The organism is Embleya sp. NPDC001921 (genome assembly GCF_053594475.1).
On record NZ_JBSFEO010000012.1, the window covers coordinates 129,480 to 141,932 of the forward strand.

Below are 12,453 nucleotides of genomic sequence, written 5' to 3' on the forward strand. Positions count from 1 at the left end.
TGTCACGGGGTGTCGAACAGCGCGCTGACGCTCTCTCCGTTGTGGATGCGGCGGACCGCCTCGGCGAGGGCCGGGGCGATCGACAACACGTGGAGCTTGCCGGTGTGTTCCTCACGGGGGATCGGGACCGTGTTGGTGCAGACGATCTCCAGCACGTCGGGCTGATCCGACAGGCGCTTGAGGGCGCCGGCGGCGAACAGGCCGTGAGTACACGCGACGCGAATCGATCGGGCGCCCAACTCGCGGAGGCGATCCAGGAGTTCGAGCACCGTACTGCCCTTGGCGATCTCGTCGTCCAGGACGATCACGTCCCGGCCGGCGACCTCGCCGATCACCGCGCTGATCGCCACCCGGTCGTCGGCGAAACGCTGCTTGGCGCCTGCCGCGACCTGGGCGCCGAGCATCCGGGCGAACGCGGCGGCCTCCTTGGCGTTGCCCAGGTCCGGCGAGACCACGGTGGTGTTGGACAGGTCGTAGCGCCGGAAGTGCTCGGCCAGTTCGCGCAGCGCGTGCAGGTGGTCGACCGGGACCGAGAAGAACCCGTGCACCTGCGGCGAGTGCAACGTCATCGCCAGCACCCGGCTCGCACCGGAGGCGACCATGAGGTCGGCGACCAACCGGCCGCCGATGGAGATGCGCGGCGCGTCCTTCTTGTCCGACCGCGCGTAGGCGTAGTGCGGCATCACCACGGTGATCCGGCCCGCCGACGCACCGCGCGCGGCGTCGCACATCAGCAACAACTCGACCAGGTTCTCCTGCACGGGAGCGACCAGCGGCTGAATCAGGAAGACGTCGTGTTCGCGACAGTTGGCCTGAAGCTGCACCTCCAGACAGTCGTTCGCGAACCTGTTCACCCGGGTCGGGCTGAGCGGCACACCCAGGTGCGCGCAGACCTGGGCGGCCAGTTCGGGGTGTGCGCTACCGCTGAACACGGCGATCTCTCGCACGAACCGCTCCTTGTGTCATCGAATCGCCGCACTCGAGTCGGCATTCCGGCCACATGCTAAGCCCCGCCCCCCAACCCCCCGAAACCACGACCCCGACGACGCACGAAGCCCGGCGGGCGCGCGCGGGCGGGGCGTGGGGAGCTGCAGCGGGATCGGTGGCGGGATGGTCTACGGCAGGCGGGTGCCGATGTGGAGGAGTATGTCCCCGGAGCCGTCGGGGGAGGGGTGGGTCGACCAGACGCGTTCGGAGATGGTGGTGCCGCGGGCGGTGGTGTACTCGGCCACCCACAGGGTCGCCCGTTCGTCCGGGTCGATCAGCACCTGTGCGGTCGTTCGCGAACCGTCGGCGAACAGCAGGTCGCCCGGTGCCCTGCCGGCCCGGTGCGGGTCCGTGGTCCCGGGCGTGTGCAGGCGCACCAGCGCGCCGGGGTACAGATGCGAGCCCGCGGCCCGCAGGACCGGCCGCTCCGTCGTTTCGCTCACGCGTGTCGTTCCTTCCCTCGGGTGCGCGGATCGCGCGCCGCGGTCGTCGCATCCCGGCCGCCGTCCGATGGTCGACGGGCGGGACGGGCCCGGTGGGCGCCGGCGATTTCCCGCCCATCCAACGTCATCCGGTGCGCGATCGCCCCCGGTGGTGCGCCCTTCGGGTGAGCGGGGCCGCGCGGGCGGGTGCCGGGCGCTGGGACACCGCGGCGATCAGGTCCAGTCCCAGCCGATGCCCAGGATGCCCGGGGCGACGTCCTGTTCGGCGAGGTGGACCACACAGTGGCTGCCGTTGAGGGTCAGATCGCGCCGTCCGGTACGTGGGGCGCCTGCCGTGGTCCGGGCGAAGCGGCGGCAGTGCACCGGCAGGGCGGTGGGATCGAAGCGGACCTGGAGGACGTACTGGCCGCACGGGAAGGTGAAACCGCGCACGTACTCGTCGCTGGGTCCGCCGGTGCCGTCCTCGAAGCCGTAGCCGAAGACGTAGGTGTCCCCGGAGCGCAGCCGCGCGTCGAACAACAGCTCCGCCACGAGTACGGCCGCGTCCCGGCTCCAACGCACGCGCCCCACCCGGCAGTTCTCCATCGCCCGGACGCGGACCCGCTCGGGTGCGCAGCCCCGGTCGCCGATGTGGATGGCGAGATAGCGGTCCACCCCGTCGCGATGCGCGCGCACCACGTGTTGCGAGGCGCGGTCCAGGAGTTCGCGCCGGGGCCCGACCCGGACCTGTTCGAGCTGGCACACCGTGTGCAGGCCGCCGTCGGCGGGTGATTCCAAGTCGGTCAACAACGGGCCGAGCGAGCCGGACGCCTCCACCACCGCGCGATAGGATCGCGACGCCGTACGCTCGGCGACCGCCGGCTCCAGCAGCCTGGTCAGCGCCTCCGGCGGCAACTCCAGTACCTCCTCCAGCGCCCGCACCGCGCGCAGCGACTCGGCGCGCTGCGGCCGCCGGGCGCCCTGCTGCCAATAGCTGAGACTGGTCACCCCCACCTGCACGCCGCGCTGGGCCAACCGGTGCTGCACCCGGTGCAGGGCCAGGCCGCGGGCCGCCAGCGCCGCGCGCAGCGCCAGATGGAAGGGTCCGGCGCGCAGGACCCGCGCCAACTCCGCCTCGGCCGGGTCGCCCCGGGTGTCGATCCGTGGCATCGCTCGCCTCCCTTGTGAACGTTCACGGCGGACCGGTCGGAACCGCCGCTCCCGACCGGGGTGTTCCAGTCGACCGGTCACGAGCCGTTCACAGCCCGGACCAGGCGTTCACACCACCGCTTCACCCCGCATTGAAGCGTCTTGAAACACACCACGACAACACCCGATGCTCCACCTTGCAGCGTCCGGACGCGCGCCACGCCCCACCCCGTCCCTCCGTTACGGAAGGAACGCCATGACTCGAACGTCCCCACGCACGAACCCCGTGTCCGGCCGCCGCACCGGTGCGCTGACCCTCACCGTGTTCGCGCTGCTGTCCGCGCTGTTCGCGGTTCCCTCGGCGGCGTCCGCCTCCGCCGCCGGCTTCTCCGCGCCGGCCGCCCAGGCGCGGAGCACAACCCCGGCAACCCCGGCGACCCCGGAACAGGCCCAACCGCTCGTGCTCGCCACGAAGAAGCTGAACATCACCATGCAGGCCCAGCAGAAGAGCAACTGGTGCTGGGCGGGCGCCGGCAACACGATCGCGACCTGGTACGGCCGCAACTACAGCCAGAACCAGTTCTGCAACGCGGCGTTCGGGCGATCGCAGAGCACCGAATGCCCCAACTCGCAGGCCACGCTCGGCAACGTGCAGACGGCACTGCGCTGGGCCGGGATCAACTCCGGCTCCTACGTGAACGGTTGGCTCCAGTACAGCACCGTACAGACCGAGATCAACGCGAACCGGCCGATCGAGACCCGGATCCAGTGGTCCTCGGGCGGCGGCCACATGCACCTGATCTACGGCTTCGACACCGCGCAGAACTGGGTCTACTGGGGCGACCCGTGGCCGGACAACCACCGCTACAACTGGGCCGCGCACAACTGGTACGTGAACAACAACGAGTTCTCCTGGACCCACTCGCTCTACCGGATCGGAGCGTGACGCCATGACCGGAGGCGGCATCAAGCGCCTGTTCGCGGCGGGTACCCTCGCGGCGGCGCTGACCCTGACGCTCACCCCCCAGGCCGCGCACGCCGCGTCCGTGCCCGCGCCGCCGGCGCCGGACGCGGTCAGCGTGGGCGCCGCGCGCGACGTGATCGCCGCGCCCGGCACGCTCGACACGTTGTCCAGGTTCTTCGCCCGGGACGGCGCGCTCGCGGCGGCGGACGCGGCGCCCCGGATCGACGGCGACGTGGTCGCCGTGTACACGCTGGCCCCGGAGTTCGTCGCGGCCCGCCCGGGCGCGCGGCCGGTGCCGATCGCCCGGCAGGAGTTCCTCGCCGCCACCGTGGTGGCCGCCGACGGCCGCAAGGCGTCGGTGTGGACCGTGGACGGGCCGCAGGGCCGACAGGTGGTCAACATCGCGGACGGCGACGACGAGGCGCGCTACACCGCGGCCGGCGCGCGTCTGCTCGCGGGCGGCGTCGTCTTCCGCGAGCCGCAGATCAACGCCTGGTACGTGCAGGGCGGCGACCGGGTGCTGCCGCTGAACGCCGACGCGAAGCGTGCGATCGGCGCCGGCGGGGCCACCGTCGCGGCGTACCGGGACCGGGTGCACCGGGCCTACGCGGACAAGCTGCCCGGCTCCGGCTACGACGCCAAGGGCCTCGCGGGCGGCTTCGGGCCGACCGACACCGGTACGGCGCGCACCGACGACGACCCGTTCGGCGTCGGCCCGACCGCGATCGCCGCGGCCGGTCTGCTCGGCGTCGCCGGCGCGGGCGGCGTGCTGGTCAGGGTCCGGCGCCGCCGCGGCTGACCCCGATGCCCGGCGGCCCCGATCGGGGCCGCCGGGACCTTCCGGCCGGGCGGGGTCGACGCTCCTCCCCACGTCGACCCCGCCCGGGAAGGTTCTTCCACGACCGCCCACGCCCACGCCCACGCCCGCCGAGCACGCGGGCGCGGGCGTCGGCGCGGTCGGCCGCGAACCGGTCGGCGGCAAACGGGCCGTGTGCCGGCCGGTCGGCGTCAACCCGCTCGGCGTCAACCGCTCGGCTACATCCGCTCCGGCGCCTCGATGCCCAGCAGGTCCAAGCCGCGCGCCAGGGTGCGCGCGGTCAGGTCGCACAGGATCAGTCGCGAGTGCCGGATCTCGCCCGTCGAGCGCAACACCGGGCAGTTCTCGTAGAAACCGGTGACCGTGGTCGCCAGTTCGAACAGGTGGAGGGCGAGGCGATGGAAGTCCAGCGATTCGCCGACCTCCGCGATCACGTCCGGGAAGGCCAGGAGCCCCAGGGCCAGGGCCCGTTCGGCCGGCTCCCGGATCACCAGCGGCCCGGTCGCCCGCGGTGCCTCGACGCCGGCCCGGCGCAGGATCGAGCGGGTCCGGGCGTGCGCGTACTGGAGGTAGGGCGCGGTGTTGCCGTCGAAGGAGAGCATGCGGTCGTAGTCGAAGCGGTAGTCCTTGCGCCGATCCCCGGACAGGTCGGCGTACTTCACCGCGCCGATGCCGACCGCCCGGGCCACCGCCGCCCGCGCGTCCGCGTCCAGGTCCGGGTTCTTCTCGGCGATCGTGGCGGCGGCCCGGGCCACCGCCTCGTCGAGCAGGTCGACCAGCTTGACCGAGGCCCCGGCCCGGGTCCGCAGGATCTTTCCGTCGGAGCCCAACACGTAGCCGAAGTCGACGTGTTCGATCCGCGCGGGCGCACCGGGCCGGCCCGCGTCGCGCGCGGACGTATCGTGCCATCCCGCGTCGCGCCCGGTCGTGAACACCATCTCCAGGTGTCCGCTCTGCGGCGTGCCGACCACGTACAACAGCCGGTCCGCCGCCAGGTCCCGCAACCGGTGTCGCAGGGTGGCCAGATCGGTGGCGGCATAGCCGAATCCGCCGTCGCTCTTGCGCACGATCAGCGGCAGCGGCTCGCCGTCGCGATTGACGAAGCCCGCGGGGAAGACACACTGCGCGCCGGCGCTCTCCCGGAGCAATCCCAGCTCGGCCAACTCCTGTACCAGCGGCGCCAGTTCATCGTTGTAGCCGCTCTCCCCGAAGAAGTCGTCCGCAGTCAGCCGGACACCGAGTCGGGCGTAGACCGCCATGAAGTACTTCTTGGACTCGGTCACCAGCACCCGCCACAACCGCAACGTGGTCGGATCGCCCGCCTGCAACGCGACCACCCGTTCCCGGGACCGGACCCGGAACGCCTCGTCGGCGTCGAAGGCACGCCGTGCGGCCTGGTAGAAGCCGGTCAGGTCGCCGACCGACAACTCGTGCGCGGCCTCGGTCTCGCCGATGTCCAGGAGGTGCTCGATCAGCATCCCGAACGGGGTGCCCCAGTCGCCGAGATGGTTGCGGCGCAGCACGGTGTGGCCCTGCCACTCCAGTACCCGTACGGCGGCGTCGCCGATGATCGTCGAGCGCAGGTGGCCGACGTGCATCTCCTTGGCGGTATTCGGCCCCGAGTAGTCGACGACGATCGTCTCGGGCCGGTCGGTACGCGGCACGCCGAGCCGTTCGTCGGCGGCGATCCCGGCGAGCAACCGGCCGAGCGTGGTCGGCGCGAGGGTGAGGTTCACGAAGCCGGGCCCGCTGATCTCCACCGCCGAACACAGGTCGTCCAGCGCGGCGTACCGGAGCACCTCGGCCGCGATCTCGCGCGCGTCGCGGCCCAGGCGTCGGCCCAGGGCCAGGGCCCCGTCGCACTGGAAGTCCGCGTGCCGGCTCGGGCGGATCGTCGGATCGGCGGGGGTGCCCGCGACCCGTGCGAACGCCGGTGCCAGCCGCTCGATGAGCAGCTTCTCCGGAGTGGCCATGCGGGGAAGCTAGCCGACCCGGGGGTGCGGACTCATGTCATTTTCCGCGCGTGCGGCGGCGGGACGGGCGAGACGGGTGGTGTACGGGGTGGGTCAGCGGGCCTCGTGGTCCCTGCCGGAGCGGGCGATCCGGTCGAGTTCGGCGTCGAGCGCGCGGGCGGCGGCGGTGCCGGACATGCGCTCGGGGTAGAGCAGCGCGTGCACGCTCAGGCCGTCGATCAGGGCCAGCAGTTCGGCCGCGACCCGGTCCACGTCCACGCCGTCGATCAGTTCGCCGTCGTCGCGGGCGTCGCGCAAAACACCGCGGACGATCACGCTCAGGTCCTCGCGTTCACGGCGGTTGTTCGCGGCGACCTTGGGGGAGACCAGGCCGCGGTGCCACATGGCCACCTCGAGCACCGTCTCCCGAAGGCGGTCCTCGTCCAACGGGAGCAGGTCGCGCAGGCCCGCTCGCAGCGCGGCGAGGCCGAAGCGGCCGGCGGTGAGGTCGAAGAAGCGCCGGGCGATCAGGCGATGGGACCAGTGCACGGCGGCGAGCAGCACGTCGTCGGGGTCGGTCAGGCCGAGTTCGGCAGGCGGCGGATCGAGGGTGGCGGCGAGTTCGTCGGGGGTGACCGGCGAGCCGCCCCGGGCCGATACGAGGCGGAACGCGGCTGCGCGGACCCGATCCTCGTCACGAGCAGCATCCTGGGGACCCGACATGCCGGCAGCTTAGGGCCTGCCCGGCCGATCGTGGTGGACCCGACACCGTCTCCACGCCGCGCCGGACCGCGCCGGCGGGGTGGGATCGTGGCGGCGCACCGTGGCGCGTGGGCCACCACGGCGCCGGGTCCGCCGCGCCCCGCCTCGCCCGCCCCGCCGCGTACCGCTCTCCGGGCCCGGGAGCGTGCGCTACAACACCAGTGACAACAGCAGCACGAACCCGCCCGCGACCACCGAGATGATCGTTTCCATCAGCGACCAGGTCTTCACCGTCTGGCCCACGCTCATCCCGAAGTACTCCTTGACCAGCCAGAATCCCGCGTCGTTGAGGTGGCTGAAGAACAGCGACCCCGCGCCCACGGCCAGCACCAGCAGCGCGGCGTGCGTGCTGCTCATGTCCGCGGCCAGCGGTGCCACCAGGCCCGCCGCCGAGATGGTCGCCACCGTCGCGGAACCGGTGGCCAGCCGGATCGCCACCGCGATCAGCCACGCGAGCAGCAGCGGGGATATCGCCCAGTCCTCGGAGATGTCCAGGACCATCCGGCCGACGCCCACGTCGATCAGGGTCTGCTTGAAGCCGCCGCCCGCGCCGACGATCAGCAGGATGCCCGCGATCGGCAGCAGCCCCTTCTCCACCGTGCCGGACAGCCGGTCCCGGGTGAATCCGGCGGCCCGGCCGAGCGTGAACATCGCCACGATCACCGCCGACAGCAGCGCGATCAGCGGCGAGCCGACCACGTCCGCGACCCGCTGGACCCGGTCCGCGGGGTCGTCGACGACGATGTCCACCAGCGCCTTGCCGAGCATCAGCACCACCGGGAGCAACACGGTGCCCACGGTGACGGCGAAGCCGGGCCGTCGCTCCAGGTCGGCCGAGGAACGCTCGGGGACCAGGTTCTCCGGCGGCGCGATGTCCACCCAGCGCGAGGCGTACCGGCCGAACAGCGGGCCCGCGATGGCCAGCGTCGGGATCGCGACCAGCACGCCGAGCGCGAGCACCACGCCCAGGTCGGCGTCGATCGCGTCGATGGCCGCGAGCGGGCCGGGGTGCGGCGGGACCAGCCCGTGCATCACGGACAGGCCGGCCAGCGCCGGGATGCCCACCCGCATCAGCGAGTGGTTGCCGCGCTTGGCCACCAGGAGCACGACCGGGATCAGCAGCACCACGCCGACCTCGAAGAACAGCGGCAGGCCGATGATGCCCGCGATCAGCGCCATCGCCCAGGGCATGCTGCGATCGCTCGCCTTGGCCAGGATGGTGTCCACGATCTGGTCGGCGCCGCCGGAGTCGGCCAGCAGCTTGCCCAGGATCGCGCCGAGCGCGATCAGTACGCCGACGCCCGCGACGGTGGAACCCAGGCCCGAGGTGAAACTGGCGATCGCCTTGTCCAAGGGGGCCGCGGCGACCGCGCCGAGCACCAGCGAGCCGATCGTCAACGCCAGGAAGGCGTGCAGCTTGAAGCGGCCGATGAGCAGCACGATCACGCCGATGCCGACGAGCACCGCGAGGCCGAGTTGGGCGTGTCCGGCCGAGGTGATCGGCGCGGTCGGCGCCCCCGCCGCCACCATCGGCACAGCTATGGCGGTCACGAAGTTTCCTGATTCGGTTCGAGGCGGCGCAGCGCGGCGACGGCCTGCGCGGTGACGGCGTCGGGTCCGGGCGAGATGTCGAGCACGAGGCCCGCCTCGTCCGGCTCCAGCGGTTGCAGATCGGCGAACTGCGAGGCGAGCAGGGTCTCCGGCATGAAGTGGCCGGTGCGCCGGCGCAGGCGCTCGGCGATCAGGGCGCGGTCGCCGACCAGGTGCACGGTGATCAACTCGGGCGCCGCCAGCCGCAGCCGGTCGCGGTAGCCGCGCTTGAGCGCGGAGCAGCCGACCACGCCGCCGGACCGCGCGTGCGCGGCGAGCCAGCCGCCGACGGCGTCCAGCCACGGCGCGCGGTCCACGTCGTCCAACGGGATCCCGGCCGACATCTTGGCGATGTTGGCGGGTGGGTGGAAGTCGTCCGCGTCCGCGTAGGGCACCCGCAGTTCGGCGGCCAGTAGCCGACCGACCGTGGACTTCCCCGTCCCGGACACACCCATGACCACCACGACGTGGGGGGCGTTCATCGATACCTCGCTGTCCTTGCCCGGCTCGTGCTCGGGCGCCGTCCATACCCAAACGTATAGGTAGTACTTAATCAAGACTTCGGAGCAATTAAGTCATACGTAATCTGATCGGCTCGACGCACCCCGCCCAGTAGGCTGCCGCCATGGAGAACGAGGGCCGGGGCTTGCATATGAAGGTGCTGGAGTCCCTCGGGCCGGCCATCACGGCCGGCGCCTACCCCGCCGGCACGGTTCTGCGCACCGACGAGCTGGAGCACCGCTTCGAGGTCTCGCGCACCGTGGTCCGCGAGGCGATTCGGGTGCTGGAGTCGATGCAGTTGGTCGAGTCGCGGCGCCGGGTCGGGGTCACCGTCCGTCCGGCCGAGCAGTGGAACGTCTTCGACCCGTACGTGATCCGCTGGCGGCTGGCCGGCGCCGACCGCCCGCGCCAGCTCCGGTCGCTGACCGGACTGCGCTCGGCGATCGAACCCGCGGCGGCGGCGCTGGCCGCCGTGTCCGCGACGCCTGCCCAATGCGCCGCGCTGACCGAGCACGCGCTCGGCATGGTCTCCACCTCGCGCGGCCGGCAGTTGCAGGCCTACCTCGTGCACGACATCGCCTTCCACCGGGTGATCCTGGCCGCGTCCGGCAACGAGATGTTCGCCCGGCTCGGCGACGTGGTCGCCGAGGTGCTGACCGGCCGCACCCACCACCACGTGATGTTCCCGGACCCGGACCCGGCCGCGGTCTCGCTGCACGTCCGGGTCGCCGAGGCGGTCCGCGAGGGCGACGCGGCCGGCGCGGAGCGACTGACCCGCGCGATCACCCTCGGCGCGATGGCGGAACTGGACGTACTGGCGCCGCAATCGGACGCCGAAGCCGATCGCGTCTGAAGCGATCGGCCCCGCTCGGAGCTGCCGGCAAAAACCGGCAAGATCATCAACCTCCGTGTCCGGAAAGGGACTTCGTCTCTGTTGCTGTGGTCCAGACCATTGACCGAGTGGTCTGGACCTCTTAACTTGAGGAACGCACTACGGATGTGGGCATCCGGTGAAAAAGGCGTACGACGCGGACCCGGACCGTTCGAACGTCCTTCGCATTCACTCGTCCCCAAGGAGAGTTCCATGCGTAAAAGGACCATCCTGACGGCGCTGACCATCCCCGCCGTCTCGTTCCCCCTGATGATGGCCGGCACCGCGGGCGCGCACGGCTGGGTCACCAGCCCGCCCAGCCGTTCCGCCTACTGCGCCCAGGGCACCGTCACCAACTGCGGTGAGATCCAGTGGGAACCGCAGAGCGTGGAGGGCCCGAAGGGCTTCCCGGCGCGCGGACCGGCCGACGGCCGACTCTGCGCGGGCGGCAACAGCCGCTTCGCCCAACTCGACGACCCGCGTGGCGGCGCGTGGCCGAGCACTCCGGTGAGTTCCGGATCGAGCAAGACGTTCACCTGGAAGCTGACCGCGCGGCACGCCACCACGACGTTCCGCTACTTCGTCACCAAGTCGAGCTGGAACCCCAGCCAGCCGATCACCCGGGCGCAGTTGGAGAGCACCCCGTTCCTGAGCGTCCCCTACGGCGGGGTGCAGCCCGGCGCGACCGTCTCGCACACCGGCACGCTCCCGGCCGGCCGCAGCGGCAAGGCGGTGATCTTCGCGGTCTGGGACATCGCGGACACCGGTAACGCGTTCTACCAGTGCACCGACGTCACCTTCTGATCCCACTCCGGCACGTCCCATGCCGGTACGAACGGGCCGGAGGGTCGCCGCACCGCGACGACCCTCCGGCCCACCGGCACGCGCGGGCGCCTCACCCGCCGCCACCGGGCCGGGCCCGTACGTGCATGCGCTCGCCCTGGGTGCCGTACAGGCTGAGGAACTCCACCGGCTCCGGCCCGACGCAGGTGAAGGCGTGCGGGGTGCGGGTGTCGAACTCCGCGGCCTCGCCCGCCACCAGCACGAGTTCGTGCTCGCCCAGGTACAGCCGCAGCCGGCCGGACAGGATGTACATCCACTCGTAGCCCTCGTGCGTCTGCAACTCGGGTGCGCGGCCGCCGAGTCCGGGCGGCAGGATCTGCTTGAACGCGTGCAGCCCGCCGCTGTACCGGGTCAGCGGGATGATGGTCATCCCGTGGCGCTGGATCGGGCGCGCGTGCACCCGCGGATCCCCGGTCTCCGGCGCGTCCACCAACTCGTCCAACTGCACGCCGTACGCCTTCGCCAGCGGGAGCAGCAGTTCCAGCGTGGGTTTGCGCAGCCCGGACTCCAGTCTGGACAACGTGCTGGGCGAGATCCCGGTGCTCTCGCTCAGGTCGGCCAACGTGGTGCCCCGCTCCTGGCGCAGCGCTCGCAGGCGCGGGCCGACGGCGGTGAGGACCGAGGTGAGCTCGCCATCTTTCATGGCACCATTTGCCGACTCGGCAACAAGGTTTGTCAATCACCGGGCGCCGGGCGGACCATTTTCGACAGGGCGGCGGACCACGTGCCGCCCGCCTCGGCCGGGTACGGCCGGGCGCATCCGCCACCGCCACAAAGGATTCCCACGATGACCGACGACCAGCTCGCGGAGCACGCCGACCAGCCCTCGGCGGCGGAACTCTGGGACGCCCGATACGCGGAGAGCCATCGGATCTGGAGCGGCAACCCGAACGCCGCCCTGGTCCGGGAGACCTCCGACCTGCCGCCCGGCCGCGCGCTGGACCTGGGCTGCGGCGAGGGGGCCGACGCGATCTGGCTGGCCAGGCGCGGCTGGCGGGTGACCGCCACCGACGTCTCCCGGATCGCGCTGGAGCGGGCCGCGGAGCACGCGAAGGAGGAGGGGGTCACCGACCTGATCGACTGGCAGTGGCACGACCTGGGCGCGACCTTCCCGGCCGGCACCTTCGACCTGATCTCGGCGCACTTCCTGCACTCGCACGGCGAGTTGGACCGCGACGCGATCCTGCGCACCGCCGCCGCGAACGTCGCGCCCGGCGGCGTGCTGCTGGTCGTGGGTCACTGCGGGTTCCCGGCCTGGGAGACGAACCCGCACCCGGACGTGCGGTTCCCCACCCCCGACGAGGTGCTGGCCGCGCTCGAACTCCCGGACGGGCAGTGGGAGGTGCTCCGCAGCGAGGAGCACGAGCGGATCCAGAACGACCCCGAGGGCCGGCCCACCACCCGCACGGACAACACCTTGATGGTGCGCCGACTGGCGGGCTGAGCCGGTCGCCCGGGCGCGGCCGGGCCGCCGGCCCGCCGGGCGACCCGGTCCGAGCGGTCGCGGCGGGCGCGGCGGTGGCGGCGTCGCTTCGGATCGGGCGTGCTCGCGAAGCATCGAGCAGTGGTTCGCCCGGTCGGAGCGGACGCGGTGG

13 protein-coding genes are annotated in these 12,453 nt (G+C 72.2%); 5 read left to right on the forward strand and 8 right to left on the reverse strand.

Annotation, left to right across the window (positions count from 1 at the left end; genetic code table 11):
- Window positions 1–2: 2 nt before the first annotated feature.
- From ACWCPW_RS16815 to ACWCPW_RS16825, 3 genes are all read right to left on the reverse strand, one after another.
- Window positions 3–947: a ribose-phosphate diphosphokinase gene (locus ACWCPW_RS16815; protein ID WP_449762296.1), complete on the reverse strand. Its 945-nt coding sequence runs from the start codon at window positions 945–947 to the stop codon at window positions 3–5.
- A 168-nt stretch (window positions 948–1,115) separates the two neighbouring features.
- A complete protein-coding gene (locus ACWCPW_RS16820; protein ID WP_449762297.1) occupies window positions 1,116–1,430 on the reverse strand; it encodes a hypothetical protein in 315 nt (104 codons plus the stop codon).
- 213 nt (window positions 1,431–1,643) lie between these two features.
- A complete protein-coding gene (locus tag ACWCPW_RS16825; RefSeq protein WP_449762298.1) occupies window positions 1,644–2,579 on the reverse strand; it encodes a hypothetical protein in 936 nt (311 codons plus the stop codon).
- Window positions 2,580–2,814: 235 nt separating this feature from the next.
- Here ACWCPW_RS16825 and ACWCPW_RS16830 point away from each other — a divergent pair, with 235 nt between their 5' ends.
- Together ACWCPW_RS16830 and ACWCPW_RS16835 are read left to right on the forward strand one after the other, a co-directional pair.
- Window positions 2,815–3,504 (forward strand): papain-like cysteine protease family protein, encoded by a 690-nt coding sequence (locus ACWCPW_RS16830; RefSeq protein WP_449762299.1) that lies wholly within the window; start codon window positions 2,815–2,817, stop codon window positions 3,502–3,504.
- A gap of 4 nt (window positions 3,505–3,508) precedes the next feature.
- Window positions 3,509–4,321, forward strand: coding sequence for a hypothetical protein (locus tag ACWCPW_RS16835; RefSeq protein ID WP_449762300.1), 813 nt, complete (start codon window positions 3,509–3,511; stop codon window positions 4,319–4,321).
- Window positions 4,322–4,557: 236 nt separating this feature from the next.
- On the opposite strand, the gene argS is transcribed toward ACWCPW_RS16835, so the two are convergent.
- The 4 genes from argS to ACWCPW_RS16855 form a co-directional block, all read right to left on the reverse strand.
- The gene (gene argS / locus ACWCPW_RS16840) at window positions 4,558–6,312 is read right to left on the reverse strand and encodes an arginine--tRNA ligase (protein ID WP_449762301.1); all 1,755 of its coding nucleotides are present in this window, start codon (window positions 6,310–6,312) and stop codon (window positions 4,558–4,560) included.
- A 93-nt stretch (window positions 6,313–6,405) separates the two neighbouring features.
- Complete coding sequence (locus ACWCPW_RS16845; RefSeq protein ID WP_449762302.1) at window positions 6,406–7,014, reverse strand: TetR family transcriptional regulator C-terminal domain-containing protein; 609 nt, start codon at window positions 7,012–7,014, stop codon at window positions 6,406–6,408.
- A gap of 189 nt (window positions 7,015–7,203) precedes the next feature.
- The gene (locus ACWCPW_RS16850) at window positions 7,204–8,583 is read right to left on the reverse strand and encodes a GntT/GntP/DsdX family permease (protein ID WP_449762372.1); all 1,380 of its coding nucleotides are present in this window, start codon (window positions 8,581–8,583) and stop codon (window positions 7,204–7,206) included.
- A gap of 17 nt (window positions 8,584–8,600) precedes the next feature.
- Window positions 8,601–9,125: a gluconokinase gene (locus ACWCPW_RS16855; protein ID WP_449762303.1), complete on the reverse strand. Its 525-nt coding sequence runs from the start codon at window positions 9,123–9,125 to the stop codon at window positions 8,601–8,603.
- Between the two features lie 143 nt (window positions 9,126–9,268).
- Between ACWCPW_RS16855 and ACWCPW_RS16860 the strand changes: the two genes are divergently transcribed.
- Window positions 9,269–9,997 carry a FadR/GntR family transcriptional regulator gene (locus ACWCPW_RS16860; RefSeq protein ID WP_449762304.1) on the forward strand — a complete coding sequence of 243 codons (729 nt, stop codon included), beginning with the start codon at window positions 9,269–9,271 and terminating at the stop codon, window positions 9,995–9,997.
- A 231-nt stretch (window positions 9,998–10,228) separates the two neighbouring features.
- Window positions 10,229–10,819: a lytic polysaccharide monooxygenase auxiliary activity family 9 protein gene (locus ACWCPW_RS16865; protein WP_449762305.1), complete on the forward strand. Its 591-nt coding sequence runs from the start codon at window positions 10,229–10,231 to the stop codon at window positions 10,817–10,819.
- 91 nt (window positions 10,820–10,910) lie between these two features.
- Here ACWCPW_RS16865 and ACWCPW_RS16870 read toward each other — a convergent pair whose 3' ends face one another.
- Entirely contained in the window at window positions 10,911–11,501 is a 591-nt protein-coding gene (locus ACWCPW_RS16870; protein WP_449762306.1) for a helix-turn-helix domain-containing protein, read from the reverse strand.
- 144 nt (window positions 11,502–11,645) lie between these two features.
- Between ACWCPW_RS16870 and ACWCPW_RS16875 the strand changes: the two genes are divergently transcribed.
- Window positions 11,646–12,302 carry a class I SAM-dependent methyltransferase gene (locus ACWCPW_RS16875; protein WP_449762307.1) on the forward strand — a complete coding sequence of 219 codons (657 nt, stop codon included), beginning with the start codon at window positions 11,646–11,648 and terminating at the stop codon, window positions 12,300–12,302.
- Window positions 12,303–12,453: the final 151 nt, after the last annotated feature.

Bases quoted from the DNA above. Each gene is read 5' to 3' on its own strand.
- ACWCPW_RS16825 (WP_449762298.1), bottom strand. From the start codon at position 2,579: ATGCCACGGATCGACACCCGGGGCGACCCGGCCGAGGCGGAGTTGGCG.
- ACWCPW_RS16830 (WP_449762299.1), top strand. From the start codon at position 2,815: ATGACTCGAACGTCCCCACGCACGAACCCCGTGTCCGGCCGCCGCACC.
- ACWCPW_RS16835 (WP_449762300.1), top strand. From the start codon at position 3,509: ATGACCGGAGGCGGCATCAAGCGCCTGTTCGCGGCGGGTACCCTCGCG.
- argS (WP_449762301.1), bottom strand. From the start codon at position 6,312: ATGGCCACTCCGGAGAAGCTGCTCATCGAGCGGCTGGCACCGGCGTTC.
- ACWCPW_RS16845 (WP_449762302.1), bottom strand. From the start codon at position 7,014: ATGTCGGGTCCCCAGGATGCTGCTCGTGACGAGGATCGGGTCCGCGCA.
- ACWCPW_RS16850 (WP_449762372.1), bottom strand. From the start codon at position 8,583: ATGGTGGCGGCGGGGGCGCCGACCGCGCCGATCACCTCGGCCGGACAC.
- ACWCPW_RS16855 (WP_449762303.1), bottom strand. From the start codon at position 9,125: ATGAACGCCCCCCACGTCGTGGTGGTCATGGGTGTGTCCGGGACGGGG.
- ACWCPW_RS16860 (WP_449762304.1), top strand. From the start codon at position 9,269: ATGGAGAACGAGGGCCGGGGCTTGCATATGAAGGTGCTGGAGTCCCTC.
- ACWCPW_RS16865 (WP_449762305.1), top strand. From the start codon at position 10,229: ATGCGTAAAAGGACCATCCTGACGGCGCTGACCATCCCCGCCGTCTCG.
- ACWCPW_RS16870 (WP_449762306.1), bottom strand. From the start codon at position 11,501: ATGAAAGATGGCGAGCTCACCTCGGTCCTCACCGCCGTCGGCCCGCGC.
- ACWCPW_RS16875 (WP_449762307.1), top strand. From the start codon at position 11,646: ATGACCGACGACCAGCTCGCGGAGCACGCCGACCAGCCCTCGGCGGCG.